The organism is Duganella guangzhouensis (genome assembly GCF_009674535.1).
GTDB classification, from domain to species: Bacteria; Pseudomonadota; Gammaproteobacteria; order Burkholderiales; family Burkholderiaceae_D; genus Rugamonas; species Rugamonas guangzhouensis.
In genome coordinates this window covers 546,389-572,477 of the sequence record NZ_WKJK01000002.1, presented here as the reverse complement: position 1 = coordinate 572,477, position 26,089 = coordinate 546,389, and the positions used below count along the sequence as shown (strand labels likewise).

The following is a 26,089-nucleotide window of genomic DNA, read 5'->3' as shown; positions in this document are numbered from 1 at the left end:
CTGTCCCCTGAGCGGTGCTTTCATTCTCGCATATCCCGTGACCTTCCTGACCACAGTTGTTGCATGCTTTATACGTAAATTTTGCCGGAAAAGCCGGGCTGGTAAAATAGCGGCAGTTGATATCCCCCTGAATTCCCCTTCCTTATCTTTTTATCATGACCCAAGACGAACTGAAACAAGCCGTAGCCCGCGCCGCCATTGCCTATGTGGTGGAAAACGAGATCATCGGCGTCGGCACCGGCTCCACCGCCAATTTCTTCATTGATGAACTGGCCAAGATGAAGGACAAGATCAAGGGCACCGTGGCCTCGTCCGAAGCCACCGCCGCTCGCCTGCGCGGCCACGGCATCGAGGTGTTCGACCTGAACGACGTGTCGGAAATGGCGGTCTACATCGATGGCGCCGATGAAATCGACCACTCCGGCGCCATGATCAAGGGCGGCGGCGCGGCCCTGACGCGCGAGAAAATCGTGGCTTCGGTGGCCAAGCAGTTCGTCTGCATCGCCGATGGTTCCAAGCTGGTGGACGTGATGGGCAAGTTCCCGCTGCCGGTGGAAGTGATCCCGATGGCGCGCGCCTCGGTGGCGCGTCAGCTGGTGGCGCTGGGCGGCACGCCGAAACTGCGTCTGAAGCCGGGCAGCGACGAAGCCTTCGTCACCGACAACGGTGGTTATCTGCTGGATGTGTCGGGTCTGTCGATTACCGATCCGAAGGCGCTGGAAGCGCAGATCAATCAGATCGTCGGCGTGATTGCGGTGGGGCTGTTCGCGGCGCGTGGCGCCAATGTGTGCCTGCTGGGCACGGCGGAAGGTGTGAAAACGCTGAAGTACTAAGCAATCAGATGCTCCCCGGCGCACCGGGGAGCGGCAGCAGCTTACTCGGCTGGCGGCACGTAACCTTGTGCCGCATCGGCGCCGTCGCCGAAGAAGTGTTTTTCCATCTGCGTCGCCAGGTATTTACGGGCGCGCTGGTCGGCCAGATTCAGGCGGTTTTCGTTGACCAGCATGGTCTGATGCTTCAGCCATTGTGCCCAGGCTTCCTTGGAAACCTGTTCGTAGATCTTCTTACCCAGTTCGCCAGGATACGGCGGGAAATCCAAGCCCTCGGCTTCCTTGTTGAGTTTAATGCATTGAACGGTGCGGGCCATCTCGGGTGCTCCTAAAGCGGTATGTAAAACGTGAATTATAAGGTTTTAATCAGAACCTGGGATTTGCGCTGCCAGTTATACATGCGCTGACGGTCCTTCGGCAGGGCGTCCACCGTGGCCGGATGGAAGCCGCGCTTGATGAACCAGTGCGCGGTGCGGGTGGTCAGCACGAACAGTTTTTGCAGGCCCATGGCGCGGGCGCGGTTCTCCATGTGTTTGAGGATGCGGTCGCCATCGCCCTGGCCCTGGACTTCAGGGTTAACCGTCAGGCAAGCCATTTCCGCCATTTTCTGTTCCGGGAACGGGTACAGCGCGGCGCAGCCGAAGATCACGCCATCGTGCTCGATGACCGAGAACAGGTCGATTTCGCGTTCGATCAGTTCGCGGCCGCGCTTGACCAGCGTGCCGTCGGCTTCCAGCGGTTCGATCAGTTTGATGATGCCGCCGACGTCTTCAATGGTGGCGGTACGCAGCGATTCTAGGTTCTCGTGCGAGATCATGGTGCCGACGCCATCGTGGGTGAACAGCTCCAGCAGCGCCGAGCCGTCCATGTTGAAGGACACGATGTGCGAGCGTTCGACGCCGTTGTCGCAGGCTTTGACGCAGTGCTTCAGGTAGAACGCGGTGGCGTCGGGCAGGAAGCCGGCCTGCAGCACGGCTTCGGCCTGGTGCGACGACAGTTCGCGGATTTCGGTGCCGCCGGCGTCGGTCATCAGCGGGGTCTCGGTGATGAAGATCAGTTTGTCCGCGTGCAGCGCGATGGCGGCGCTGCAGGCCACGTCTTCCATGGTCAGGTTGAAGGCTTCGCCGGTGGGCGAGAAGCCCAGCGGCGACAGCAGCACCAGGCCGTCCGAGCCGAGGATGGAGTGGATGGTTTCAGCGTCCACCTTGCGGGTGACGCCGGTCAGTTCAAGGTCGACGCCGTCGATCACGCCGAGCGGGCGGGCGGTGATGAAGTTGCCGGAAATGATGCGGATCGCCGCGTTGGACATCGGCGTGTTCGGCAAGCCCTGGCTGAACGCGGCCTCGATGTCGAGGCGCAGTTCGCCGGCGGCTTCCTTGGCGCATTCCATGGCGGCGGTGTCGGTGATGCGCACGCCGTTGTGGAAGCGGCCTTCGACGTTACGCAGCGCCAGTTGTTCCGCCACCTGCGGCCGCGAGCCGTAGACCACGGTGACGTTGATGTCGAGCGCGTGCAGCAGCGAGAGATCGTGCGCCAGCACCGGCAAAGCGCCGGCCGCCACCAGTTCACCTGGGAAGGCGACCACGAAGGTTTTGCCACGGAAGGCGTGGATGTAGGGTGCGACGGAACGCAGCCATTGGACGAATTGGGTAGGGTTTTCCATTAGCCGCATTATAATTCGGGGCGCGACGTCCGCGCCAAATACCTTTGTAAAAAACAATGTCAGAAGCCAGCAACAAGCCACAAAAATCGTCTTCCAGCCCTCAAACCGCTGCCAACCGCCCCGCGCCCGGCGCCGATGCCCGTCCGCCCCGCGCCCCGCGTGGCGAGGGCGAGGCTGGCCAGCGTGGCCCGCGCCGCGACGCCCGGCCGCGTCTGACGCCGGAGGAGCAGGCGGCGCGCGAGGCCGAACGGGCGTTCCGCAACCCGCTGCCGCCGATTACCTTCCCTGAAGATCTGCCGGTGTCCGGCCGCCGCCACGAAATCGCGCAGGCGCTGCTGAACAACCAGGTCATCATCGTCTCCGGCGAAACCGGCTCCGGCAAAACCACCCAGTTGCCGAAAATTTGTCTGGAGCTGGGCCGTGGCCAGAAGGGGCTGATCGGCCACACCCAGCCGCGCCGTATCGCCGCCTCGTCCACCGCCAAGCGCATCGCGGTTGAACTGGGCTCGCCGCTGGGCGAACACGTTGGCTTCAAGGTGCGGTTTGCCGACACCCTGCAAAAAGGCGCCTCGGTCAAGCTGATGACCGACGGTATCCTGTTGACTGAAACGCAAAGCGACCCGCTGCTCAAAGCCTACGACACCATCATCATCGACGAGGCCCACGAACGCAGCCTGAACATCGACTTCCTGCTCGGCTACCTGAAGCAGCTGCTGCCGCGCCGTCCCGACCTGAAGATCATCATCACCTCGGCGACGATCGATGCCGACCGCTTCGCGCGCCACTTTGGCACGCCCGAGAAGCCGGCGCCGGTGATCGAAGTCTCCGGCCGCCTGTACAAGGTGGAAGTGCGCTATCGCCCGATCGAAAGCGACGTGGTGAACCGCGCCAACCCTGGCGGCAACGCGGTCGCCATCGCCAACGCCGAAGGCAAGGGCGCCCGCACCGCCGCCGCACGCGAGAAGCGCGACCTGATGGACGCCGTGGTTGACGCTGTCGATGAACTGAGCCGCATCGGCTCCGGCGACGTGCTGGTGTTCCTGCCCGGCGAACGCGAAATCCGCGACGCCGCCGAAGCACTGCGCAAACATCATCCGCCGCACGTCGAAATCCTGCCGTTGTTCGCCCGCCTGTCGGCCGAAGAGCAGGAGCGCGTGTTCAAGACCACCAACGCGCGCCGCATCGTCTTGGCCACCAACGTCGCCGAAACCTCGCTGACCGTGCCCGGCATCCGCTACGTGGTGGACGCCGGCCTGGCGCGCGTCAAGCGCTACAGCTACCGCAACAAGGTCGAACAGCTGCAGATCGAACCGATCGCGCAATCGGCCGCCAACCAGCGCGCCGGCCGTTGCGGCCGGGTGGCCGATGGCGTTTGCATCCGTTTGTATGAAGAGCAGGACTTCCTGCAGCGTCCAAAGTTTACCGAACCGGAGATTCTGCGCTCGTCGCTGGCCTCCGTCATCCTGCGCATGAAGACCCTGCATCTGGCTGATGTGGAGACCTTCCCCTTCATCGAACCGCCGCTGGCGCGCGCCATCGCCGACGGCTATCAGCTGCTGCAGGAACTGGGCGCGGTCGACGAATACAACCAGATCACGCCACTTGGCAAGAAGCTGGCCAAGCTGCCGCTGGACCCGCGCGTCGGCCGCATGATCCTGGCCGCGTTGGACAACGTCTGCCTGAACGAAGTGCTGATTATCGCCTCCGCGCTGTCGGTGCAGGACCCGCGCGACCGGCCGATGGAGCACCAGCAGGCGGCCGACGAGGCGCACAAGAAGTTCGCTGACGAGAAGTCCGAATTCCTCAGCTATATCAAGATCTGGAACTGGTTCGAAAACGCGATTGAGCACAAGAAGACCAACCGCCAGCTGCAGGACAACTGCCGCACCAACTTCCTGTCGCAACTGCGTCTGCGCGAATGGCGCGACGTCCATTCGCAGCTGCTGACCATCGTCAAGGAACAGGGCTGGCGCCTGAACGACACGCCGGCGACCTACGAGAACCTGCATCTGGCGCTGCTGACTGGCCTGCTGGGTAATATCGGCTTCAAGATGGAAGACGATCCTGGCTTCCTGGGCGCGCGCGGCATCAAGTTCAATATCTGGCCGGGTTCCTCGCTGAGCAAAAAGCCGGGCAAGTGGATCATGGCGGCGGAGCTGGTGGACACCACGCGCCTGTATGCGCGTTGCATCGCGCAGATCCAGCCGGAGTGGCTGGAAAAGGTCGGCGGCCATTTGCTGAAAAAATCGTGGGGCGAGCCGCGCTGGGAAAAACGTTCGGCGCAAGTCACCGCGTCCGAGCGCGCCACCTTGTACGGGTTGGTGGTGTACAGCCAGCGCCGCATCAACTACGGCTTGTTCAACCCGGCCGAGGCGCGCGAAATTTTCATCCGCGATGCGCTGGTGGGCGGCGATTACGAGACGCGCGCGCCGTTCTTCGCCCACAATCACAAGCTGATTAAAGAGATCGAGAACCTCGAACACAAGTCGCGCCGTCAGGACGTGCTGGTGGACGATGAACTGATCGCGGCCTTCTACGACAAGCTGATTCCGGCCGACGTGGTGAACGGCGCCGGTTTCGAGAAGTGGCACAAGGATGTGACGTCCAGTGAACCGAAGCTGCTGTACTTGAACCGCGATGAGCTGATGCGGCATGAGGCGGCCGGCGTCACCACCGATTTGTTCCCGAAGAAGATGAACGCGGCCGGCCTGGAGCTGGTGCTGACCTATCACTTCGAACCAGGCAGCGTGCGCGATGGCGTGACGCTGGCGGTGCCGCTGTATGCGCTGAACCAGCTGTCGCGCGAGCGCTGCGAATGGCTGGTACCGGGCATGTTGAAGGAGAAGGTGCATCTGCTGCTGAAATCCCTGCCACAGAAGCTGCGCCGTCACTGCGTGCCACTGCCGGATTACGCGGCCAAGTTCTGCGAGCGGATCGAAGCGAAGCATGCGTTTGGCCGTGGTGAGCTGGTTGACGCCATCATCGCCGACATCCGCGCTCAGATCACGGTGACGCCGCTGACCACCGACTTCAAGCCGGAGACGCTGCCGGCGCACCACTTCATGAACTTCAAGGTGATCGACGAGCATGGCCGCCAGCTGGACATGGGCCGCAACCTCGCCACCTTGCAGGCGGAGTACGGCACGCAGGCGCGTGAAAGCTTCCAGAAGATGGCGGAAGCCTCCGGCCCACAAGCCACCGTCGCCGCGCGCGCAGTGATGCCGGCCAGCGGCGGCGCGGCTACTGCCGTGGGCACTGCTCGCGGCTCCGCAACGCCGGCCGCTGGCAGCGCCGGCGGGAAGGCTGCTGCGGTGGACGCGCCGGCCAACAACATCACGCTGACCAATCTGACCTCCTGGACCTTCGGCGAACTGCCGGAGCTGCTGGAAATCGCCCAGGGCAAGCTGACGCTGATCGGCTTCCCCGCGCTGGTGGACAAAGGCACGCACTGCGACCTCGAAGTATTCGACGATCCGAACGTCGCCGCGCGCACCCACCGCGTCGGCCTGCGTCGTCTGTTCGCACTGCAGATGAAGGACCAGATCAAATTCATCGAAAAGAGCATCCCCAATCTGCAGCAAATGGGCATGCAGTTCATGAGCATGGGCACGCAGGAAGAACTGCGCGAACAGATCATCAACAAGGCATTGGACATCGCCTGTCTGCAAGACCCGCTGCCGATCGACGCCGCCACTTTCACCAAGCGCAAGGACGAAGGAAAATCGCGCCTGGTACTGCTGGTGAACGAGATCGCGCGTCTGCTGTCTCAGGTGCTGACTGAATTCCACGGCCTGCCGAAACGTCTGCAAGGCTTGCCGCAACAGGCGGCGCAGGACATGCAGCAGCAGCTGCAAGGACTGGTGCACAAGCGCTTCTTGCTGGAGAACGAGTACAGCCAGCTGGCGCACTTCCCGCGCTATCTGAAAGCGATGAACGTGCGGATTGAAAAGCTGCGCGGCGATCCGTCCCGCGATACGAAACTGATGGGCGAGTGGCAGCAGGCCGCGGCAGCGTATCTGCGCGCGAGCCGCGACAAATCGGCCGGCAAGAACACCGATCCGAAAATGGTGGAATTCCGCTGGATGCTGGAGGAGTTGCGGGTGTCGCTGTATGCGCAGGAATTGCGCACGCCGATGCCGGTATCGGCCAAGCGTCTGCAAAAAGTGTGGGAGTCCATGCTGCGTTAAGCGGGCTGCCGAACGCAGTGCGCGGCGGCTTTCCGGTAGACTGTTTTGCAACAGGGGGATGTTGCGATGGCCAAAACCGGCAAGCTGCTGCGTAGTTTGATTCGTGCCGGCACGCGCACGGCGAAGCTGTTCGCCGCCGCCACCGCGCCACCGAAGCCCAGACGCAAACCCAAGGCGGCGGTGGTCAAGCTCACCGCAAAATCCGCTGTCGGCAGCGTTGTCAGGAAGCCGCGCGCGTCCACGCGCAGCCGGCCCGCCGTCGCGAAGCCAGTGGCATCGGCCGCCGCGCCATCCGGTGTCGCGCCGGGCAAGTGGTTGTCGTCATACGTGCCCACCGCGTCCGGGCAGCGCATGAACTTCTGGCTTTATCTGCCCAACCAGCTCACCGAACGCGCGGCCAGCAAAGGCCTGCCGCTGCTGGTGATGCTGCACGGCTGTCAGCAAACCGCGACCCAGTTCGCGCAAGGCACGCGCATGAATTTGCTGGCCGAGCAGATGGGCTATGCCGTGCTGTATCCGCAGCAGCTGGTCAGCAGTCATGCGCAGCGCTGCTGGAAGTGGTACGAGCGCGCCACGCAGCAGGGCGGCGGCGATGTGCCCACCATCATCGGCATCATCAACAAAGTGCTGACGCAGTGCGCGATCGACCGTTCGCGGATATTTGTAGCGGGTCTGTCGGCAGGTGCCGGCATGGCCAACATCCTGGCGCTGAATCATCCGCGCCTGTTTGCGGCGGTGGGCCTGCATTCCGGGCCGGTGTTTGGTGCGGGTCACAACACCTTGGGCGCGCTGGGCGTGATGCAGCATGGCGCCGGCGGCATGCGCGCCGACCTCGCGGTGCACGAGATCCTGCAACGCCAGCCGCAGTTTCCTGGCATGCCGGCGATTCTGGTGCAGGGCCAGAACGACGACGTGGTACGCCCCATCAACCAGATCCAATTGACGCGCCAAAGCCTGCTGCTGAATCATCTCGCCGGTCCACCCAAGATCACGCGCAAGCGGCATTACAGCCTGCACGACTACTACGACGGCCGCAAGCTGATGCTGCGCGTCGCCCAGATCGACAAGCTGCAACACGCCTGGAGCGGCGGCGATTCCACACTCGCCTTCAACGACCACGCCGGCCCCAACGCCAGCAAAATGCTGCTCGAATTCTTCAACCGCCACCGCCGGACTTAACGATGCCAGGTCAGAGCAGCAGGAAGGCCAGCGCGGCGATGGCGGTTGGGGGCAGGGCGCCGGCCAGCAGGCCAAGGGCGCTGATCGATTGGTCGTGGAAGCCGCGCCGCAGCAGCGCGGCGCCGGCCGGATTGGGCGCGTTGGCGATCACCGTCAGGCCGCCGCCGGTGACGGCGCCCGCCACCAGCATGTATTGCGAGGCTGGCGTGATGGTTTCGATCAGCGAGCCCAGATAGGTAAGGGCGGCGTTGTCGGTGATGGCGGTCAGGCTCATCGCGCCGAAGAACAGGGCCAGCGGCGGCAGGCTTTCGACGATAGGCTGCAACCACCATTGCTGCATCCCGCCCAGCACCACCAGCCCGGCCAGGAAGAAGCCGACCAGCAAGCCTTCCTTGATGATCAAGGGATGCTGATAACGCTGGTATGCCTGGGTGAAGCCCAGGAACAGCATGAATACGCCCATGAACAGCACCGGATGATGGCCGAGCACCACCACCGCCGCCAGAAACGCCAGATGGATGGCGGTGACGGCCAGCGGTATGGCGGGCGTATTGTCGGTCTCGGTGCTGTCGCTGCGGGCCGGCGCGCGCAGATGCTGACGCAGCACGTAGCTGATGGCGCTGGCATTGAACAGTACCGCCAGCGTCGCCTTCCAGCCAAACTGCGCGGCCATGTGGGCCGTGTTCCAGTCCCAGGTGGCGGCCACCATCAGCACCGGCGGCGCGGCGTAGGAGGTCAGCAGGCCGCCGATCGAGACGTTGACAAACAGTACGCCCAGTGCCGCGTATTTTTTCCACTCCGGTATGCCGTCGCGGAACACCAGTGGTGCCAGCATCAGCGCCGCCAGCGTCATCGCCGCCGGTTCGGTGATCAGCGAGCCGGTCAGCGGCACCAGCGCCATGCCGAACCACACCAGCGCCAGTTCGGCCGGCATCGGCATGCGTCGCGCCAACGCCAGCAGCGTGCGCTGCACGATCTCCATCACCGGCCGTGAGGCCGCTACCACCATCACCACAAACACAAACAGCGGCTCGGTGTACTGCCGAGATTCGGCATAGGCAATCGCCGCCTGGCCGCCGTTGAGCACGGCCAGCGCGCCCATCAGGATGAAGGCCCAGAAGCCGAACACCACCTCGACCTCGCCCAGCAGGTGGAACAGGCCAGCATGACGTGGATGGCGGTGCGCCAGCACCTCGAAGGATTTGGCGGCGAAGGTGTGCAGCAGCGCCAGACCGAACAGGGCGGCGCCGATGATGTGTATGGTTTGCAAAGTATGCCTTTTGACTAATGCGCTGAGTGCCATGGTACCGCAGAGCAGATAAACCTTGCCAAAATACGGTATGTGAAGTACTGTGTATTTATACAGTATTTGCGGTAAAATGCCATGACACTTCCTGAAACCCTGCATCCGTCACTGTGGCGGGCGGACCAGCTCGCCCAGAACGCCACGCGCTGCCTGGACACCGGCTTTGCCGCGCTGTCGGCGCAGCTGCCGGGTGACGGCTGGCCGCTGGGCACGTTGGTCGATTTGCTGGTGCAGCAACACGGCATCGGTGAGCTGCGCCTGTTGCAGCCGGCGTTGACGGCGCTCGGCAAGCGTCCCATCGTGCTGCTGCAACCGCCGCACGAACCACAGGCGCTGGCATTGGCCGCGCTGGGGCTGGAGCCGTCGCAACTGCTGTGGGTGCGCAGCGGCGCCAAGGCCAGCGATGCGCTGTGGGCCGCCGAGCAGATCCTGCGCAGCGGTTGTTGCGGCGCGCTGCTGATGTGGCAAAAACAGGCGCGCGGCGAAACGTTGCGGCGCTTGCATCTGGCGGCGCAAAGTGGCGAGACGTTGTTCTGCATGTTGCGGCCGCTGGCGGCGGCGCAGGACGCTTCACCGGCGCCGTTGCGGCTGTCGCTCAGACCGGTGGCGGGCGGCCTGGATATCGGCTTTATCAAACGACGAGGACCTCAGCGCGATGTTCCGCTGTTCCTTCCCTTAACCCCCGCTCTGTTGCAACGTCATGCGTCTCTGGATAGCTCTACACCTGCCGAGGCTCCCGCTCGAAGTATTTTGCCCGCGCTGGTCGGATGACAACTGCACCGTGGTGCTGGAACAGGAGCGGGTAGCGGCGATGGCGGACAGCGCGCGGGCGGCTGGCGTGCAGCTGGGCATGCGGCGCGGCGGCGCCATCATGCTGGCGCCGCAGGCTCAGTTCCAGCAGCGCGCACCGCAGCTGGAAGCGGAGGCGATGCAGGCGACCGCTTTGGCACTGCTGCAATTCACGCCGCAGCTGGCCGAGGCCGAGGAAGCCACGTTGCTGCTGGATATCGGTGCCAGCTTGCGTCTGTTCGGCGGCATTCGCGCGCTGTGTCGGCTGGTGGCGCGCAGCGTGCGTGCGCTGGGCTTTACCGGCAGCCTCAGCTGCGCACCCACCGCGCGCGGCGCCTGGCTGCTGGCGCGCAGCGGTGGCGGCCGTGCTTTGAAGATGGCGACGCTGGAGCGTCGGCTGGCGCTGCTGCCGGTCGGTCTGTTGCCGCCGGCGCGCGCTTATCTGGACTGGATGGAAGGCATAGGCTGCTTCACGCTGGAGCAGTTGCGGCGGCTGCCGCGTCCCGGCCTGCAACGCCGTTGCGGCCGCGCCTTGCTGGATATGCTGGACGATGCCCATGGCGCCCGTCCCGAACTGCACCAATGGCTGCAGGCGCCGGCCAGCTTCCGCGCCCGGCTGGAGTTGTTCGACCGCGTCGAAAACGCCGAGGCGCTGCTGTTTGGGGCGCATCGTTTGTTGCTGCAGCTGACCGGCTGGCTGAGTGCGCATCAGCTGGCGGTGGAGCGCATCCACCTGCTGCTGGAACATGAGCGCGGCCGCAGTGCCGGGCCGCCCACCGTCATCGAAGTGGTGCTGGCGGAGCCGACCTGGAAAGATGCGCATCTGGTGCGGCTGTTGAAAGAGCGGTTGGCCAAGCAGGAGCTGGATGCGCCTGTGATCGGTCTGTGTCTGGAGGCGCCGCAGGTGCAGCCGATGGCGCCGCCCAGCGAGTCGCTGTTCCCCGAGCCGGGCGGCAGCAAGGAGGATTGGCAGCGTCTGCTGGAAGTGCTGTCGGCGCGGCTGGGCGCGGACAATGTGCTACAAGCGGCGCCGCGTGCCGATTATCGTCCGGAGCAGGCCAATGCGTGGGTCAGCATCCAGGAAAAAATCCGTCCGGCCGACGCGCGCGCGCAACTGCCGCCGGACCTGGGCAGCTTGCCGCGTCCGACCTGGTTGCTGGCCAAGCCGGTGCAACTATTGCTGCGCGACCATCGGCCGTATTACGGCTCGCCGCTGCGCATCCGCTCCACCGGCGAGCGCATCGAGGCCGGCTGGTGGGGCGAGATGCAGCGCCGCGATTACGTGATGGCACAGGGCGACGACCATGCCTATTACTGGCTCTACAAGGAGCGCGACACCAGCAAGCCGGTACCGGAAACGCGTTGGTATCTGCATGGTTTTTTCGGCTAGACTGGCAATCGCCGCTCGGGCCTGGTCTCAGTCTAGCGGCGTGAAGCGCTGCACCTGTTTGCCATCCACCTCCACCAGCTCGAAGAACACGTCGCGTGGACGGCACCAGATGGTGCCGTTGGCGGCGCGATATACAATCATGGGGCTGAGGTCGGACTCCAGTGTGGCTTCGCACACCAATTCGTAGAGACCGCCTTTATAGTGCTGGTAACGCATTTACTGTTTCCTTATGAAATCACAACGACAAGAATTTATCGGCGCGCATGGCCACAAGCTGTCGGCGCGCCTGGATGCGCCGGATGGCGAGATCAAGACCTACGCGCTGTTCGCCCACTGCTTCACCTGCGGCAAGGACGTGCTGGCCGCGCGTCGCATCGCGCAAACGCTGACCGAGCATGGTATCGCCGTGCTGCGCTTCGACTTTACCGGACTCGGCGCTAGTGAGGGCGAATTTGCCAACACCAATTTCTCCTCCAATCTGGCCGATCTGGTGGCGGCCGCCGATTGTATGCGCGAAAGCTGGCAAGCGCCAAGTCTGCTGATCGGCCACAGCCTGGGCGGCGCGGCGGCGCTGGCGGCGGCCGAGCAGGTGCCGGAAGTCAAAGCGGTGGTGACCATCGCCGCGCCCAGCTCGCCAGTGTTCGTGACCGGCATGTTCAGCGAGCATCTGGAACAGATCGCGCGCGACGGCGAGGCCGAGGTACTACTGGCCGGGCGGCCGTTCCGCATCAAGCAGCAGTTCGTTGACGATGCCGGCGGCCATAATCTCAAACAGAAGATCGCCGGCCTCAAGCGCGCGCTGCTGGTGATGCACGCGCCAGGCGACGACACGGTGGCCATTAGCAACGCGATGGAGATCTTCACCGCCGCCAGGCATCCGAAAAGTTTTGTCTCGCTGGACGATGCGAACCATCTGCTGACCGGACGCGAGGATGCGGCCTATGTCGCCAACCTGATAGCGGCCTGGGCCGACCGTTACCTATTCCCGGTGTCGGAATAATTGACAGTGGCCGCGCTTGGCGCGGCCCTCTTCATAGTGGCGCACGGCTGTGGCATGACGATTGCTCGAGGGCGGATACCCCCGCTCTCAAAGGAGTCGTCATGAAAATCCCCTCGATGCCAGTTGCCGCATGGGCATTGGCGCTCTTGCTGTTCAGCTCGTGGGCGCAGGCCGCGCCCATCGATTTCGAACAGTTCACCGACAGCTATGCCGTCAGCACGGAAGTGCCCGACGTCGCCTTTTCCGGCGGCACGGTGCTGACCGCCGGCGTTGGTCTCAACGACATCGACTTCCCGCCGGTGTCTGGCCAGAACGTGCTGGCCGCGCTGTCGGGCGTGCTCACCATCACCACCGACGCGCCGGTTGATCAGCTGTCCGCTTACTTCACTTACGCCAGCACGCTGAACTTCAGCGGCTACGACAGCGCGCTGAACCTGCTGTTCAGCGTTGATACGCCATCGATCTCCAACCTTGGATCGCACTATCTGTTCACTACCACGCAGGCCGACCTGTCCTCGCTGGTGATCAGCGCGCAAGGCGGCACCGCGTTCACGCTGGATGATCTGCAAATTGGTGTGGCCGCGCTGCCGGAGCCAGGCGTGCTGGCGCTGATGCTGCTGGGCGGCCTGGGCGCGGCGATATCGCGCAGGCGGCAATCATGAAGCGCCAACTGTTCAGTGTCTCGGCCTTGCTGGCGCTGACGCAGCCCTTAGCGCTGCTGGCGCAGCCGGATGATGGTGGCCAGTTCGACCAGGACTTCAAAGCCATCGCCCACCAGTTGGTGCTGCTGAATCCGCAGGCCCAGCAACTTCACTTCCACGACGCGCAACAGTGGCAGGCATTCTGGACGCGTTTCGCGACGGACGGCAGCGCGCCTGCGGTCGATTTCCGCCGACACGACGTGCTGGTGGTCTTGCTGGGCAATCAGGGCAGCGGTGGTTACGCGGTGCGCATTGGCCCGGTTGTAAGCACGGCCCACGGCGCGCGCGTGACGGTGCTGGTGTGCCGTCCGGCATCGGATACCGCGCAGCTGGCCGTGGTCACCTCGCCGTACGCTAGCCGGCTGATCGCCAAGACCGCGCCGCCGCTGCGCTGGGTGCGGCAGGACGGCATCAGTGGCAAAGGCGCTTGCCGCTAAATTCACCTTACCCGTATCGGGAGCTTGTCATGAAATTCTTCACTTTGTTACTGGCGCTGCTGCCTGTGCTGGCGCACGCCGAATTCACCAGCTTCACGGCGACACCCAATGCGGTGTTCGCCAACACGCCGACCAGTGTCACCTTCGTCGCCAGCCTGCCGGCGGAGCCGGGTCTGATCAAAAGCAGTGTGCGTTTGCTGCGCGCCGTGAATGGCGTCTACGGCGTGGTCGGCACCATGCATGACGACGGCCTGGCCGGCGATGCCTTGGCCAACGATAACCTCTACACGCTGACGCTGAGCGTGCCCGCCGCCAGCAACGGCGAATACCAGTTCCGCGCCTCGGCTGCCTACACCGGCGTGGCGCGGCGCCTGCAATCGGAGACGCTACCGCTGCAGGTGCTGCCGGCGCTGGACTTGCAGATCACTGCTGGCCAGCAGGAAATCACCTTGCTGCAGGGGGAAACGGTATCGTCCGCCTTCATCCTGCAGATGTCCAAGCAGGCCGGCGGCAGTGGCAATATCACTGCGGTGCAATCGCTGACGCCGGCCGGCGGGCTGTCGCTGGTGACCGATCTGAATCCCGGCGGCTATTCCAGCACGCAATCGATGCAGACCTTCCTGGTGCAGGATACTTTCACCGCGCTGCAACCCGGCGACTACACCGTCAAGCTGGATGGCACGCTGAATGCCGGCGGTGCCAGCGACCAGGCCAGCGCGACCATGCTGATTCACGTGCTGCCTGCCAACGGCGCCGGCCAGCTGGGACTGACCGCTTATCCGGGCGGCATCGAAACCGGCACCAGTGGCGCCATCGTGTTTGGCGCTGGCTACACCATGGGGCCGACGCTGCCGGTCAGCGTCACGCTGTACGAAACCAATGCCACCGGCGTCATCCTGCACGAGCAGGGCGCCATGCTGGACGATGGCGCCCAGGCCGACCTGGCGGCGGACGACCAGACCTACACCACGCAGCCCACGCTGCAAGCCGGTCCCGCTGGCAGCCTGCGCTACTTCAAGGCGGTGGCGGTGTTCGCCTCCGGCACACCGGTGGAATCACCAGTGGTGAGTCTGCCGTCGCTGCCCTACCACATCAGCTTCGTGCCAGCCAACCCGGCGGCTTCGGTGGTGGAGGCGGAAACCGGTGTGCAGTTGCAGTGCGACCAGGTGATCGTGCAGTTCCGCGCCGATGCCACGCTGGCGGCGATCGACGCGGCGGTGGCTGGCGTCAGCGGCCACGTGTGGGGTGTCGAGCCGTTGATCAACGCCTACCAGATCGGCATCCCGTGCCAGGGCATCGCCGGCGTCAAGGCGGCGCTGGCCTATCTGGCGCAGCAGCCGCAGGTGGTGGCGGCCGAGCCCAACAGCTGGAGCGCGCTGGCCGAGTTCAAGCCCAACGATAGCCGTTATGCCAGCCAGTATGCGCCGCCGCTGGTGCGCGCGGACGAGGCCTGGCTGATCGCGCGCGGCCAGGGTGTGGTGGTGGCGGTGCTCGATTCCGGCGTCGATTACCAGCATCCCGACCTGGTCGGGAGGGTGCATCTGGGCCATGACTACGTCAACAACGATGCCGATCCGAAGGATGATCACAGCCATGGCACCCATGTGGCCGGCATCATCGGCGCCAAAGGGCATAACAGCGTCGGCGTGGCCGGCATGGCCTGGGACGCGGAGATACTGGCGATCAAGGTGTGCGGCGGCGAGACTGGTGTGCCGGGCGTGGGCATCGTCGGCGGCTGCCCGGAATCGGCGATCATTTCCGGCATCCTGGCGGCGACGTCACAGGCCCGTATCATCAATATGAGCCTGAGGGGGCACAAGAGTTTGTTCGAGGCGGCGCTGAACCTGCTGGGCCTCAAAACCGCTTATCAGAAGGCGGTGGAGGCGGCCAGTGCGGCCGGGGTGCTGGTGGTGGCGGCGTCGGGCAACGATAACAGCAGCGACCCCAAGCTGCCGTGTGCCTATCCGACCGTGCTGTGCGTCGGCAATACCACCTCGGCTGACGTGCGCTATGCCGATCCCAAGTACGGCAGCAACTACGGCGCCCATGTCGACATCGCCGCGCCGGGCACCGACATCCTGTCCACCGTGCCAACCTTTGCCGATGCCTCGGGCTATCAATACAAGACCGGCACCTCGATGGCATCGCCGCTGGTGGCCGGGGTCGCGGCGCTGGTGTGGGGTAACAATCCCAGCATGACGCGCAGCCAGGTGGAGGAGCGTCTGCTGAAGACGGCGCTGCCGCTGAATCAGCAGGTGGGGCCGCGGGTCGACGCCTTCGACGCCGTGTTCAATGGCAGCTTCGAGCATGACCTGTCGGGCTGGAAGATTAGCGGCACCGGCAGCGCGGTGCCCAAGCTGGGGCCGATCAGCCCGGTCAAGGGTGTGCGCCTGGGCATGGCTTCGACCGGGCCGGACGCCGCCGTGGAGCAGTCCGAGCTGTACCAGGAATTCACCGTGCGGCAGGATGTCACTGAGCTGGCGCTGTCGTTCAGCTATGCCATGGTGACCGAGGAATATCCGGAGTGGGTGGGGCGCGGCTTCAACGATGACTTCCGCGTCACGCTGGAAACGCCGGACGGCGTCGAGCATCAGGTGGCGCTGGAGACGGTGGACGGTTCCGCCTTCAGCGCCATCGGCGGCATCGACTTCCCCGGGGGCGACAGCACGGTCGGCTGGACCGGCTGGAAGAATGTGGTGTCGGTGAAGTTTCCGCTCACGGCCGGCGCCGGCAAATACCGGCTGCGGGTGCGCGATCGTGGCGACGGCATCTACGACACCAACGGCCTGCTCGACACCATCCGCTTCAAATAAGTCAATCGACCTTGGCGCAGCAGCGTGCCGAGATCTGTTTAAAAGTCTTCCGACAGGTCTTTCCAGCCCTTGCTGACGGCAAAGGCGGCGAATTCGTCCGGCGTGTCCAGCACCAGCAGCCGGCTTTCCTGCAGCACCGGATCGCCCGCCGTCAGCGCCGGGCCCTGGTAGCCGACGCTGCGCAGTTGCGTGACGATGGCGGCGATCAGCGCCTGATCCTTGTGCAACCCGCTGATGGGCGCCTTGAAATCCACATACACCTCGATCGCGCCGTAACCTTCGTCGAAGATGCGGATCGCCTTGGCGTCGTGGGCACGGCCGGAGCCGTCGGTGGCCTTGAAGGGGCCGCTCAGTTGGATATCGGTGTCATTGTTCATATTCGCAGCATACACAGCTTAGTCCACTTTGGGCAAGGCCATGCCGCGCTGCACGGCGGGGCGCTCGCCCACTGTCTTGATCCAGCGTTGCAGATGGGGCTTGTTGTCCAGTTTATCGGCGAGGGCGGGCTTGAGCTTGTCCAGCGCCGCCATCACCCACGGGTAGCAGGCGATGTCGGCAATGCTGTAGTCCGCGCCGGCGATATAAGTGTGCTGCGACAACTGCTTATCCATCACGCCCAGCAGGCGGTCGGTCTCGTTCAGAAAGTGCTCAATGGCCAGCGGCGCCTTCTGTTCCGAACGCACGGCAAAAAAGCCGGCCTGGCCCAGCATTGGGCCGAGGCCGCCGATCTGCCAGTGCAGCCATTCCAGCACCTTGTAGCGCTGCGGACCGTTCGGCGGCAGCAGCTTGCCGGTCTTCTCGGCCAGATAAGTGAGGATGGCGCCGCTTTCGAAGATCGTCAGGCCGCCGTCTTCCATCGCCGGGATTTTGTTGTTGGGGGATAGCTTCAGAAACTCGGGGGCGAACTGCTCCTTCTTGCCGAGATTAACCGTTTTGATCGTATAAGGCAGGCCCAGTTCCTCCAGCATAATGGGGATCTTGCGGCCGTTGGGCGTGGTCCAGGTATGCAGCGTCAGCATGGCGTTCCTCCGGATGAATTTGGTGTAACCATAATCCATCCGGAGCGAACGCCGCGCCCGCTATGTCTCATACTTCGGGGGCAGTTCCCAAAAATGGACATTGTCTCGTGCACGATGCAATGTCCGAATTTTAGAACTGACCCCGAAGTGGACACGAACTGGGCATTATGGCAGTGGCTTGAGGATGTCGGTCAGCCGGTCCGGGGTGCCGTCGATGCGTTCCAGGCGCGGGTACTTCAGGCCGTCGTGGTAGTCCAGCGCGACGGTGCGGTACTGGTTGCCTTTTTTGACCAGCAGGTTGATCGGCTCTTTGCCGCCCTTGGCCGCCGTCACCGCCGTGCGCAGCAGTTCCGGTTTGTAGGCTTGGCCGTTCACCGCCAGCAGCGTGGTGTTGCCGGACAGGCCGGCCTTGAAGCCGACGCCGTCCCAGACGAACGCCTCCAGCTTGCCTTCGGAACTCACCGAGAAGCCCAGCGAGTACTGGAAGTTGGCCGATTTGCTCAGGTCTTCCTGGGCCTTGAGGAACTCGGTCTGTTTGTCGCTGTAGACCAGTTTCCAGCCGGCGCGCGCCAGGCCGTCCAGCGGCGCGCCAGGACCATGGCCGTCGACGCGGCTGCGCAGGAAGTCGGCCCAGCCGTAGGGCTGCACTTTGTTGAGCGCTTTGACCACGTCGTCGAAGCTGTAGAACTTGGCGACGTTGACGCCGTTGTCGACGCCGAAGAAGTCGCGCGCGAAATCGTTCAGCGAGCGCTTGCCGTTGGACAGTTCGCGGATCTTGGTGTCGGCGTCCAGCCAGATCAGTTGGCCTTCCTGGTAGTAGTCCTCGGCACGCTGCCAGTTGTTCCACACCTGGGGCCGGCGGGCGTTGATGATCGGGTCGTAGGTGGTGTCCTGCAGCGCGCGCCAGGCGCGGCCCTGGACGTTGTCCAGCTTGGCGGCGGTGGCGGCCAGCTGGTCACGCGTATGCTCGGGCGCGATCAGGCCGGAGCGGGCGGCCAGCACGGCGCCCCAGTATTGGGTCTGGCCTTCGTACACCCACAGCAGCGAGTTGTCGAGCGCGGTGTTGAAGTTCGGCACGTCCTGGCCGTCCGGGCGGCGGAATTTGCCGTTCCACGAGTGGGTGAATTCGTGCGGCAGCAGTTCGCGCCGCGCTTCGTATTTTTTCCACTCGGCGAAGTAGCCCAGCTTGACGCCATTCTCGCTCGACTGATGATGCTCGCGGCCGATGCCGCCAAATTCGTCGCTGATGCCCAGCAGGAAGTCGTAGTGCTTGTAGTGCTGTGACTGGAACAGCTTGTAGGCTTGCTGGATCAGTTCGCGATGCGGCGCGATCTGTTCCGGCGTCGCCTCCAGCTGCTCGGCGCTGTCGGCCACCAGGTTCAGGTGGACCGGAATTTTGGCGCCCGGATCGAGGTCGATGCGGCGGAAGTAGCGGCCGGCAAACAGCGGCGAATCGAGCAGGGTTTCCAGGTCCAGCGGTTTGAAGGCGACGGCGTCGCCTTGCTGTTCCGCCACTTCCAGCGCGCTGCCGAACTGCCAGCCGTGGGGCACGGTCAGGTTGGGCTGCACCGTGATGTTGCGGCTGCGGTAGCCGGCCGGATACAGCGCCAGCGATTGCCATTGCACGCCGAGGATGTCGTTGGTGAAGGTGATGCGGCCCTGGTTGGTTTCCACCGGCGAAACCAGGTCAAACGCGACGTCCACCGCGTCCGCGCCTTTCGGCACCTCGATGTTAAACGCGAACACATTCAACGGATCGCGCTTCCATTCCAGCGCCTTGCCGCCGCTGCTGACCTTGAAGCCGGCGAACTGGTTGATGGCGCCGCTCGGGCCGTGATTGGCCACCACCCATTGTGGATACAGCAGCGTCAGCTTGCCCGCTTTGGCGGGAATGTGTTGCTGGACGCGGAAGATTTGCTGGGCATTGTTGGTGGCATCCACTTTCAGCACGATGGTGCCCGGATAGGGCTGCTCGGAGATGGATGCGGCCTGCGCGCTGAAGGCGGTAGCCAGCACGGCGGCAAGTACGGCACGGGTCAGGGTCATAATAAAACGATAAAGCGGTTGGACAAGGGACTGAGTGTAGCACGTAGGAAACGAAAAATTTTTTTAAAAAATCTCTTGAAAGGGCTACAGGGCGACTTATATGGGACTCAGCGGTTGCCCAGATGGGGGCCGCGAGCGGGGATGCTCCCCACACTGATATCGCTTAAACTTGAAAGGATATGCACCATGCGTAGTTTTGACCTGACCCCTCTGTACCGTTCCGCTATCGGCTTCGATCGTCTGGCACAATTGCTGAACGACGCCCAGCGCAGCGACACCCCGAGCTACCCCCCATACAACATCGAGCTGGTGTCGGATGACCAATACCGCATCGTGATGGCGCTGGCCGGCTTCAGCCGTGCGGAAATCGACATCACCTTTGAACGCGATGCGCTGACCGTGGTCGGCCGCAAGCAAAAGGATGCCACCGAGCGCACCTATCTGCACCGCGGCATCGCCGCCCGCGATTTCGAGCAGCGCTTCCAGTTGGCCAACCACGTCAAAGTGACCGGCGCCAGCTTCGACAACGGCATGCTCACCATTGAACTGGTGCGTGAGATTCCGGAAGCGCTGAAACCACGTAAAATCGTCATTGATGGTGGCGAGAACGTGACTGCTTTGGAGCAGCGCGCCGCAGCTTAATTCCGCTTTAATGCAGTACTGATAACTGGCCGGTCGATCCGGCCAGTTTTGCGTTTTAAGGCCTGTTTTGGTTAAGTGGTGCCTAAGTTTTTAGCTGCATATTGGATACATCTAAGATCCTCTTTCAGGAGACCGTTATGTCCAACTCTACTCTCAAACGCGCAGCCGTCGCAGTCGCCGTCCTGGGCGTGATCGGCGTCGGCGGTGCAGTCGCTGTCAAACAGAATGCCGCCGTGGCCGCCGCCGCTCCGGTTGCCGCCGCCGTCGCGCCGGCCAGCGCCGCGCCGGTCCCGGTTGGCGCTCCGAGCATCGCGCTGCCGGACTTCAGTGTCATCGTCGCCCACAACGGCCCGGCCGTGGTCAACATCAACGTCACCGGCTCGACCAAGACCGCCTACGATGTCGATGGCCAGCAAGGCCGCAACGGCAACGATCCGTATGCCGATGATCCGTTCTACGAATTCTTCCGCCGCTTCCAGGGCCAGCAACGCCAGCAGCGCGCTCAGCCGACGCATGGCCTGGGCTCGGGCTTCATCATCAGTTCGGATGGCATCATTCTGACCAATGCGCACGTGGTGCGTGACGCCAGCGAGGTGGTGGTCAAGCTGACCGATCGCCGCGAATTCCGCGCCAAGGTGTTGGGCTCCGATCCGCAAAGCGATGTCGCGGTGCTGAAGATCGACGCCAAGAACTTGCCAGTGGTGCCGCTGGCTCAGGGTAACGATCTGAAAGTGGGTGAATGGGTGCTGGCCATCGGCTCGCCATACGGCCTCGACAACACCGTGACCGCCGGCGTGGTCAGCGCCAAGGGCCGCTCGCTGCCGGATGGTAATGTGCCGTTTATCCAGACCGACGTCGCGGTCAATCCTGGTAACTCCGGCGGTCCGCTGTTCAACACGCGCGGCGAGGTGGTCGGTATCAACTCGCAGATTTATAGCCAGACCGGCGGTTATCAGGGCTTGTCGTTCGCGATTCCGATCGATGTGGCCAACAAGATCAAGAACCAGATCGTCGCCACCGGCAAGGTGGTGCACGCCAAGCTGGGCGTGACGGTGCAGGAAGTGAACCAGGGCTTTGCCGATTCCTTCAACCTGGCGACGCCGGAAGGGGCGCTGATTTCCAACGTCGAGCGCGGTGGTCCGGCCGACAAGGCTGGCCTCAAGGCCGGCGACGTGATTCGTTCGCTGAATGGCCAGAAAATCGTCAGCTCGGCCGATCTGCCGTCCATCGTCGGCCTGTCGGCGCCGGGTGAGAAGATCGCGCTGGAGGTCTGGCGCCAGGGTAAGCCGGTGCAGATCACCGCCACGCTGGGCAACGCCAAGGACAAGGTGGCGGCGCAGGATGACGCATCGCCGGCCGACCAGGCCAGCGCCAAGCTGCGTCTCGGCTTGTCGCTGCGTCCGCTGGACCAGGACGAACGGCGTGAATCCGGCATCGCCGGCGGTTTGCTGATCCAGGACGCCGGTGGCGCCGCCGCCAATGCCGGGGTGCAGCCGGGTGATGTGCTACTGTCGGTAAATGGCCGTCCGGTCAACACCATCGACCAGGTGCGCGAGGTGGTTGGCAAGTCCTCCAAGTCGGTGGCATTGCTGATCCAGCGCGGCGACGATAAAATCTTCATACCGGTCCGCCTGGGATAACGGGGAGCTGGCTTCGGCCGGCAGAACGCTGAACAAAAACAGAAAGGAAACAATATGCGACTTCTGCTGGTAGAAGACGATACGATGATAGGCGAAGTGGTGCTCGATCTGCTGCGGGCCGAGCACTACGCGGTGGACTGGGTCAAGGACGGCGATATGGCCGACACCGCGCTGCAAACCCAGACCTACGATCTGGTGCTGCTGGATCTGGGGCTGCCGCGCAAGGATGGTCTCGACGTGCTGCGCTCGATGCGCCTGCGCAAGGAGCTGACCCCGGTGCTGATCGCCACCGCGCGCGACGCCAAGGAACAGCGCATCGCCGGTCTCGACGCCGGCGCCGACGATTACGTGCTCAAACCCTACGACCTCGATGAGCTGCTGGCCCGCATCCGCGCCTTGCTGCGCCGCTCGGCCGGCCGCGCCGAGCCGGTGTTCGAACACGGCAACGTCACCGTCAATCCACAAACCCGTGAAGTGATCGCCGACGGCAAGCCGGTCAGCCTGTCGGCGCGCGAATGGGCGGTGCTGGAAGCGCTGATCGCGCGGCCGGGCATCGTGCTGTCGCGCCATCAGCTGGAAGAAAAGCTGTACAGCTGGAAGGATGAAGTCAACAGCAATGCGGTTGAAGTTTACATCCACGGTCTGCGCAAGAAGCTGGGCGCCGAACTGATCCAGAACGTGCGCGGCCTCGGCTACATGGTGCCGAAACTATGAAGGTGAGGATGCCGCCGCTGCCCCGCGTGCCGGTTCCCACCCACTCATTGCGCGGCCGTTTGCTGTGGTTCCTGCTGGCCGCCATCACCATGGCCGCGCTGGCGCAGGCCATGGTCGCCTATCGCAGCGCGCTCAGCGACGCCGACCAGATCTTCGATTACCACATGCAGCAGATGGCGATGTCGCTGCGTTCCAGCGCCACGCTGACCAACAAGGCCGCCGACACCGCGGCCGATCCCGAAAACGACGATCTGGTGGTGCAGGTGTGGACCCCGGACGGCGCCCAGGTATTCCGTTCGCTGTCGCGCGCCGCCTTGCCGCAGCGCGCGGTGCTGGGCTTTTCCAATGTGCGCGTCAACAACACGACGTATCGCGTGTTTTCGGTGCAGACCTCGAATCAGACCGTGCAGATCGCGCAGGACATGGCGGTGCGTCAGCGCATGGCCGGCACGCTGGCCTTGCGCACGGTCGGCCCGATCGCCGTGATGGCGCCGGTGCTGATGCTGGTGGTGTGGTGGGTGGTGTCCGGCTCGCTGGCGCCGGTGTCGCGCGTCAAGCGCCAGGTGGCGGCGCGCCAGGCCGAGGATTTGTCGCCGGTGTCGGAAAGTGATCTGCCGGATGAAGTGCTGCCGCTGGTGCAGGAGTTGAATCTGCTGTTCGTGCGGGTCCGTACCGCGTTCGAGGCGCAGCAGCACTTCGTGGCCGACGCCGCGCACGAACTGCGCACGCCGCTGGCGGCGCTGAAACTGCAGGTGCTGAGCCTGGAGCGGGCGCCGGACGAGGCGGCGCGCAAGGTCGCCGTCGGCCGCGTCACCAGCGGCATCGAGCGCGCCACCCGGTTGGTCGAGCAATTGCTGGTGCTGGCGCGGCAGGAAGGCGGCATCGAGGAAATCAAACTGGAGCCTGTCAGCCTGAGCGACCTGGTCAAGCGCGTGCTGGGCGACATGAACGGGCTGGCGCAGGCGCGCCAGATCGACCTCGGCCTGTTCCATGCGGACGAGGTCAGCGTGGCCGGCCAGCAGGACGCGTTGATCATCCTGCTGCGTAACCTGATCGACAACGCCATCAAGTACACGCCGGCCGGCGGCACCGTCGATATCGAGGTGCGGCGTAGCATAGCCGCCACAAAAAATGCCAAGCCGCGCATCTTGCTGAGCGTGGAGGATTCCGGTCCCGGCATCCCGCCGGAAGAGCGTGAACGCGTGTTCAGCCGCTTCTACCGCGTACCCGGCAGCCCTGCTGGCGGTAGCGGTCTGGGCATGGCGATCGTGCAGTCGATCGCCGAGCGCCACAACGGCGTGCTGTCGTTGGACAGCTCGGCGCGGCTGGGGGGGCTTAAAGTGCAAGTCGATTTTCCAGAGACTAACAAGCCCACTCCAGTCTAAAATGCCGTTTTAACACGGCGCTGGAGTGGTGCATGCAGAAAATCGGCTTTTCAGGCACGCTGGACCCGATCACCAACGGTCACATGTGGGTGATCAACGAAGCCCGTTCGCTGGCGGACGAGGTGGTGGTGTTTCTTTCCGAGAACTCGGCCAAGAAACCCAAGTTCAGCGCCGAGGAACGCGAGCACATCATTGCCAAGAGCTGCGCCGAGCAGGGCTGGGACAATGTGTCGGTGGTGATCGTGCGCGGCGACTACACCGCGCGTGCCGCCAAGAAGCAGGGCGTGCACTGCCTGATCCGCGGCATTCGCACCACCGCCGACTTCGATTACGAAAACCTGATCCAGCAAACCAACGTCGACGTGCTGCAGGGCGCCAAGACGGTATTCGTGATGCCGCCGCGCGATTTGGGCTCGGTCAGCTCCTCGTTCGTCAAAGCGCTGGAAGGGCCGATCGGCTGGAACTGGATCATGAAGAAATTCGTGCCCGGCCCGGCCTACCACGCCTGGGTGCTGAGCTGGCTGCGCAAGGAATGGGAAACGCTGTGGGATTACGCCCACCGCGACGCGATCGCGATCGCCCACGCCGACGACTGGTTTGCCCAACTGACCGGACCGGCTGCTTACGGTGGGCCAGCGCGGCACTATCACAACCTCGACCACCTGGTGCACGGCCTGTGCGAAATCCGCGTCTGGGCCGCCAACACCCGGCCCGATCCGCTGGATGTCGACATCATCAAGCAAGCGTTCTGGTTCCACGATGCCGAATACGGCCACAACGCCGACCCGGCGGCGCCGAGCAACGAAGAAGCCAGCGCGCAGCTGTGGCTGGGCAGTCATCTGGGGCAGGAAATGGGCGACGCGGCCGAGCTGATCCGCGCCACCGACCACTTCCAGGAAGCCTCGATCCAGCACCGGCTGAAAGACATCCTGCTGTGCGTCGACCTGGCGATCCTGGGCCAGGATGACGAGGTCTACCAGAACTACGCGCGCGCGATCCGGCAGGAATACATCCACCTGCCGGATGCCAAATACCGCGAACAACGCGGCGGCGCGCTGGCGCACCTGTCGCGCAAGGCCCAGGCCGGCCAGCTGTTCCGCAACGACTACTTTGCCGAACAATACAACGAACGCGCCATCGACAACATGCAGCGCGAGATGGAGCGGCTGTCCATGTAACCGGGGTCAATCCTCCCAAAGCTACACGGGCTCTACCGTAGCGGAACGCTACGGTAGAGCCCGTGTAGCTTTGGGAGGATAGCCCCCGGTTACAGGGTTTCTTTGCGGGCGGCCATGGCGGCGCCCAGTTGTTCCAGGTCCAGCTTGGTTTTGCGGACTTTGGGGAACATGTCGCTTTCTTCTTCCTCGACGTGGTGGTCGATCATTTCGGACAGGACTTTGACCTTGGCGTCGAACAGGTCTTCGGTTGGTTCCATGCTCTGGATCTGGGCGATCAGGTCTTTGGCCGAGGCGTGTTCGACCACGGCTTCGTCCATCATGTCGTCATCCTTGATGGCCTGGCGCACGGCGGGATAGAAGATTTCTTCTTCGACCGTGGTGTGCTTGGTCAGCTCGTCGCAGATCTGCAGCGCGAGCTTGTGCTTGCTGACGTGGGCGCGGTCGCCCAGTTCTTCATATTGCTCGAACAGCGCTTTGACGTGTTCATGATCGTCGATCAACAGGGCGATGGCGTCCTGCGGCTCGGTTTCGGTGGGGATGGGCTTGGTGACTTTGCCTGGCGTTTGCGAAGTGGTTCTCATGGTGGCTCCTGGACTGGCTTGGCGAATGGGACTGCCAAGCCAGTCTAGGAGCCGCTACTACGCCGGTCTGTGCGCCGGACCACGCTAGGGGGCCAACCGGGTGAACACGAAGTCGTGGTTTTTGACCAATGCCTGATGACAGCCCCAGCAAGTCTGGTGCTGGGCCTCGTCGGCCGGCTGGCCATTGATGAAGCGGCCAAAGCCCCAGCCGCCGGTGGCAGCGTATTTCTTCGAGTCCTTGACCATCACTTGCACCGTGGTGGCCTTGCCCGGCACATAGGCCGGCGGCGATTCGCTCGACTGCACGTGCTTCCACGCCAGCTTGACCAGTACCGTGCCGTCCGGGAACGGCAGTTGGTTCTTTTCGATGGCGGCCATGGCGATCGGATTGCCGACCACCACCCGCAATTCGTCCAGCGGCGGCGTTTCATGCGCCGGGGCGATGAATTGCCATTGGCGATAGCCGTCCGGCAGCGTGACGCCGTAAATCGGCGAGGCGGGCTTGGGCGCGGCCTGGGCCAGCCCGGCGGCGCCCAGCAACAGGGCGGTAAGCAGTGCTTTCATGAATTCTCCTGAACGATGACGGCCC

At 63.8% G+C, this 26,089-nt stretch carries 23 protein-coding genes; 14 read left to right on the top strand and 9 right to left on the bottom strand.

Translation table 11 applies throughout. The features are described from left to right. Positions 1-155 precede the first annotated feature (155 nt). A complete protein-coding gene (gene rpiA, locus GJ699_RS05780) occupies positions 156-833 on the top strand; it encodes a ribose-5-phosphate isomerase RpiA (protein ID WP_154373965.1) in 678 nt (225 codons plus the stop codon). A 41-nt stretch (positions 834-874) separates the two neighbouring features. Here the strand turns inward: rpiA and GJ699_RS05775 are convergent, their stop codons facing one another. Continuing rightward, entirely contained in the window at positions 875-1,147 is a 273-nt protein-coding gene (locus GJ699_RS05775; RefSeq protein WP_154373963.1) for an oxidative damage protection protein, read from the bottom strand. A gap of 35 nt (positions 1,148-1,182) precedes the next feature. Further along, on the bottom strand, positions 1,183-2,493 hold the full coding sequence (gene argA / locus GJ699_RS05770; RefSeq protein WP_154373961.1) for an amino-acid N-acetyltransferase: 1,311 nt from the start codon (positions 2,491-2,493) through the stop codon (positions 1,183-1,185). A 56-nt stretch (positions 2,494-2,549) separates the two neighbouring features. Here argA and hrpA point away from each other — a divergent pair, with 56 nt between their 5' ends. Both hrpA and GJ699_RS05760 read left to right on the top strand, forming a co-directional pair. Then, on the top strand, positions 2,550-6,680 hold the full coding sequence (gene hrpA / locus GJ699_RS05765; protein WP_154373959.1) for an ATP-dependent RNA helicase HrpA: 4,131 nt from the start codon (positions 2,550-2,552) through the stop codon (positions 6,678-6,680). A gap of 66 nt (positions 6,681-6,746) precedes the next feature. Further along, a complete protein-coding gene (locus GJ699_RS05760; protein WP_195763464.1) occupies positions 6,747-7,859 on the top strand; it encodes an extracellular catalytic domain type 1 short-chain-length polyhydroxyalkanoate depolymerase in 1,113 nt (370 codons plus the stop codon). A 10-nt stretch (positions 7,860-7,869) separates the two neighbouring features. Here the strand turns inward: GJ699_RS05760 and GJ699_RS05755 are convergent, their stop codons facing one another. Continuing rightward, entirely contained in the window at positions 7,870-9,129 is a 1,260-nt protein-coding gene (locus tag GJ699_RS05755; protein ID WP_154373957.1) for a putative Na+/H+ antiporter, read from the bottom strand. Positions 9,130-9,243: 114 nt separating this feature from the next. On the opposite strand from GJ699_RS05755, the gene imuA reads away from it, so the two are divergent. Beyond that, positions 9,244-9,936 (top strand): translesion DNA synthesis-associated protein ImuA, encoded by a 693-nt coding sequence (imuA, locus tag GJ699_RS05750; RefSeq protein WP_154373955.1) that lies wholly within the window; start codon positions 9,244-9,246, stop codon positions 9,934-9,936. Next, the gene (locus tag GJ699_RS05745; protein WP_154373953.1) at positions 9,866-11,344 is read left to right on the top strand and encodes a Y-family DNA polymerase; all 1,479 of its coding nucleotides are present in this window, start codon (positions 9,866-9,868) and stop codon (positions 11,342-11,344) included. Before imuA ends, GJ699_RS05745 begins: the two co-directional genes overlap by 71 nt. Positions 11,345-11,371: 27 nt before the next feature. Here the strand turns inward: GJ699_RS05745 and GJ699_RS05740 are convergent, their stop codons facing one another. Beyond that, on the bottom strand, positions 11,372-11,560 hold the full coding sequence (locus tag GJ699_RS05740) for a DUF1653 domain-containing protein (protein WP_154373951.1): 189 nt from the start codon (positions 11,558-11,560) through the stop codon (positions 11,372-11,374). A 13-nt stretch (positions 11,561-11,573) separates the two neighbouring features. Here GJ699_RS05740 and GJ699_RS05735 point away from each other — a divergent pair, with 13 nt between their 5' ends. The 4 genes from GJ699_RS05735 (at position 11,574) to GJ699_RS05720 (ending at position 16,295) form a co-directional block, all read left to right on the top strand. Beyond that, positions 11,574-12,344 carry an alpha/beta hydrolase family protein gene (locus tag GJ699_RS05735; RefSeq protein ID WP_154373949.1) on the top strand — a complete coding sequence of 257 codons (771 nt, stop codon included), beginning with the start codon at positions 11,574-11,576 and terminating at the stop codon, positions 12,342-12,344. A gap of 101 nt (positions 12,345-12,445) precedes the next feature. Next, positions 12,446-13,006: a PEP-CTERM sorting domain-containing protein gene (locus tag GJ699_RS05730; RefSeq protein ID WP_154373947.1), complete on the top strand. Its 561-nt coding sequence runs from the start codon at positions 12,446-12,448 to the stop codon at positions 13,004-13,006. After that, positions 13,003-13,482, top strand: coding sequence for a protease complex subunit PrcB family protein (locus GJ699_RS05725; protein ID WP_154373945.1), 480 nt, complete (start codon positions 13,003-13,005; stop codon positions 13,480-13,482). The genes GJ699_RS05730 and GJ699_RS05725 overlap by 4 nt, the downstream gene beginning before the upstream one ends. A gap of 29 nt (positions 13,483-13,511) precedes the next feature. Next, entirely contained in the window at positions 13,512-16,295 is a 2,784-nt protein-coding gene (locus GJ699_RS05720) for a S8 family serine peptidase (RefSeq protein ID WP_154373943.1), read from the top strand. 38 nt (positions 16,296-16,333) lie between these two features. On the opposite strand, the gene GJ699_RS05715 is transcribed toward GJ699_RS05720, so the two are convergent. From GJ699_RS05715 to GJ699_RS05705, 3 genes are all read right to left on the bottom strand, one after another. Next, positions 16,334-16,672, bottom strand: coding sequence for a hypothetical protein (locus tag GJ699_RS05715; RefSeq protein WP_154373941.1), 339 nt, complete (start codon positions 16,670-16,672; stop codon positions 16,334-16,336). An 18-nt stretch (positions 16,673-16,690) separates the two neighbouring features. Further along, entirely contained in the window at positions 16,691-17,314 is a 624-nt protein-coding gene (locus tag GJ699_RS05710; protein WP_154373939.1) for a glutathione S-transferase family protein, read from the bottom strand. A 165-nt stretch (positions 17,315-17,479) separates the two neighbouring features. Then, the gene (locus GJ699_RS05705; protein WP_154373937.1) at positions 17,480-19,360 is read right to left on the bottom strand and encodes a M61 family metallopeptidase; all 1,881 of its coding nucleotides are present in this window, start codon (positions 19,358-19,360) and stop codon (positions 17,480-17,482) included. Between the two features lie 186 nt (positions 19,361-19,546). Between GJ699_RS05705 and GJ699_RS05700 the strand changes: the two genes are divergently transcribed. The 5 genes from GJ699_RS05700 to coaD all read left to right on the top strand — a co-directional run bounded on the left by GJ699_RS05700 (position 19,547) and on the right by coaD (position 24,919). After that, on the top strand, positions 19,547-20,002 hold the full coding sequence (locus GJ699_RS05700; protein ID WP_154373935.1) for an Hsp20 family protein: 456 nt from the start codon (positions 19,547-19,549) through the stop codon (positions 20,000-20,002). A 137-nt stretch (positions 20,003-20,139) separates the two neighbouring features. After that, positions 20,140-21,642: a Do family serine endopeptidase gene (locus tag GJ699_RS05695; protein ID WP_154373933.1), complete on the top strand. Its 1,503-nt coding sequence runs from the start codon at positions 20,140-20,142 to the stop codon at positions 21,640-21,642. Positions 21,643-21,696: 54 nt separating this feature from the next. Continuing rightward, positions 21,697-22,356, top strand: coding sequence for a response regulator (locus GJ699_RS05690; RefSeq protein WP_072781257.1), 660 nt, complete (start codon positions 21,697-21,699; stop codon positions 22,354-22,356). 8 nt (positions 22,357-22,364) lie between these two features. Further along, a complete protein-coding gene (locus tag GJ699_RS05685) occupies positions 22,365-23,741 on the top strand; it encodes an ATP-binding protein (protein WP_229261954.1) in 1,377 nt (458 codons plus the stop codon). A gap of 32 nt (positions 23,742-23,773) precedes the next feature. Continuing rightward, a complete protein-coding gene (coaD, locus tag GJ699_RS05680) occupies positions 23,774-24,919 on the top strand; it encodes a pantetheine-phosphate adenylyltransferase (RefSeq protein WP_154373930.1) in 1,146 nt (381 codons plus the stop codon). A gap of 89 nt (positions 24,920-25,008) precedes the next feature. Here the strand turns inward: coaD and GJ699_RS05675 are convergent, their stop codons facing one another. Both GJ699_RS05675 and GJ699_RS05670 read right to left on the bottom strand, forming a co-directional pair. Then, positions 25,009-25,500: a hemerythrin domain-containing protein gene (locus GJ699_RS05675; protein WP_154373928.1), complete on the bottom strand. Its 492-nt coding sequence runs from the start codon at positions 25,498-25,500 to the stop codon at positions 25,009-25,011. 84 nt (positions 25,501-25,584) lie between these two features. Next, a complete protein-coding gene (locus tag GJ699_RS05670; protein ID WP_154373926.1) occupies positions 25,585-26,064 on the bottom strand; it encodes a cytochrome P460 family protein in 480 nt (159 codons plus the stop codon). Positions 26,065-26,089: the final 25 nt, after the last annotated feature.

Excerpts from the sequence above, each read along its gene's own strand:
- rpiA (WP_154373965.1), top strand. The coding sequence starts at position 156 with ATGACCCAAGACGAACTGAAACAAGCCGTAGCCCGCGCCGCCATTGCC.
- GJ699_RS05775 (WP_154373963.1), bottom strand. The coding sequence starts at position 1,147 with ATGGCCCGCACCGTTCAATGCATTAAACTCAACAAGGAAGCCGAGGGC.
- argA (WP_154373961.1), bottom strand. The coding sequence starts at position 2,493 with ATGGAAAACCCTACCCAATTCGTCCAATGGCTGCGTTCCGTCGCACCC.
- hrpA (WP_154373959.1), top strand. The coding sequence starts at position 2,550 with ATGTCAGAAGCCAGCAACAAGCCACAAAAATCGTCTTCCAGCCCTCAA.
- GJ699_RS05760 (WP_195763464.1), top strand. The coding sequence starts at position 6,747 with ATGGCCAAAACCGGCAAGCTGCTGCGTAGTTTGATTCGTGCCGGCACG.
- imuA (WP_154373955.1), top strand. The coding sequence starts at position 9,244 with ATGACACTTCCTGAAACCCTGCATCCGTCACTGTGGCGGGCGGACCAG.
- GJ699_RS05745 (WP_154373953.1), top strand. The coding sequence starts at position 9,866 with ATGCGTCTCTGGATAGCTCTACACCTGCCGAGGCTCCCGCTCGAAGTA.
- GJ699_RS05740 (WP_154373951.1), bottom strand. The coding sequence starts at position 11,560 with ATGCGTTACCAGCACTATAAAGGCGGTCTCTACGAATTGGTGTGCGAA.
- GJ699_RS05735 (WP_154373949.1), top strand. The coding sequence starts at position 11,574 with ATGAAATCACAACGACAAGAATTTATCGGCGCGCATGGCCACAAGCTG.
- GJ699_RS05730 (WP_154373947.1), top strand. The coding sequence starts at position 12,446 with ATGAAAATCCCCTCGATGCCAGTTGCCGCATGGGCATTGGCGCTCTTG.
- GJ699_RS05725 (WP_154373945.1), top strand. The coding sequence starts at position 13,003 with ATGAAGCGCCAACTGTTCAGTGTCTCGGCCTTGCTGGCGCTGACGCAG.
- GJ699_RS05720 (WP_154373943.1), top strand. The coding sequence starts at position 13,512 with ATGAAATTCTTCACTTTGTTACTGGCGCTGCTGCCTGTGCTGGCGCAC.
- GJ699_RS05715 (WP_154373941.1), bottom strand. The coding sequence starts at position 16,672 with ATGAACAATGACACCGATATCCAACTGAGCGGCCCCTTCAAGGCCACC.
- GJ699_RS05710 (WP_154373939.1), bottom strand. The coding sequence starts at position 17,314 with ATGCTGACGCTGCATACCTGGACCACGCCCAACGGCCGCAAGATCCCC.
- GJ699_RS05705 (WP_154373937.1), bottom strand. The coding sequence starts at position 19,360 with ATGACCCTGACCCGTGCCGTACTTGCCGCCGTGCTGGCTACCGCCTTC.
- GJ699_RS05700 (WP_154373935.1), top strand. The coding sequence starts at position 19,547 with ATGCGTAGTTTTGACCTGACCCCTCTGTACCGTTCCGCTATCGGCTTC.
- GJ699_RS05695 (WP_154373933.1), top strand. The coding sequence starts at position 20,140 with ATGTCCAACTCTACTCTCAAACGCGCAGCCGTCGCAGTCGCCGTCCTG.
- GJ699_RS05690 (WP_072781257.1), top strand. The coding sequence starts at position 21,697 with ATGCGACTTCTGCTGGTAGAAGACGATACGATGATAGGCGAAGTGGTG.
- GJ699_RS05685 (WP_229261954.1), top strand. The coding sequence starts at position 22,365 with ATGCCGCCGCTGCCCCGCGTGCCGGTTCCCACCCACTCATTGCGCGGC.
- coaD (WP_154373930.1), top strand. The coding sequence starts at position 23,774 with ATGCAGAAAATCGGCTTTTCAGGCACGCTGGACCCGATCACCAACGGT.
- GJ699_RS05675 (WP_154373928.1), bottom strand. The coding sequence starts at position 25,500 with ATGAGAACCACTTCGCAAACGCCAGGCAAAGTCACCAAGCCCATCCCC.
- GJ699_RS05670 (WP_154373926.1), bottom strand. The coding sequence starts at position 26,064 with ATGAAAGCACTGCTTACCGCCCTGTTGCTGGGCGCCGCCGGGCTGGCC.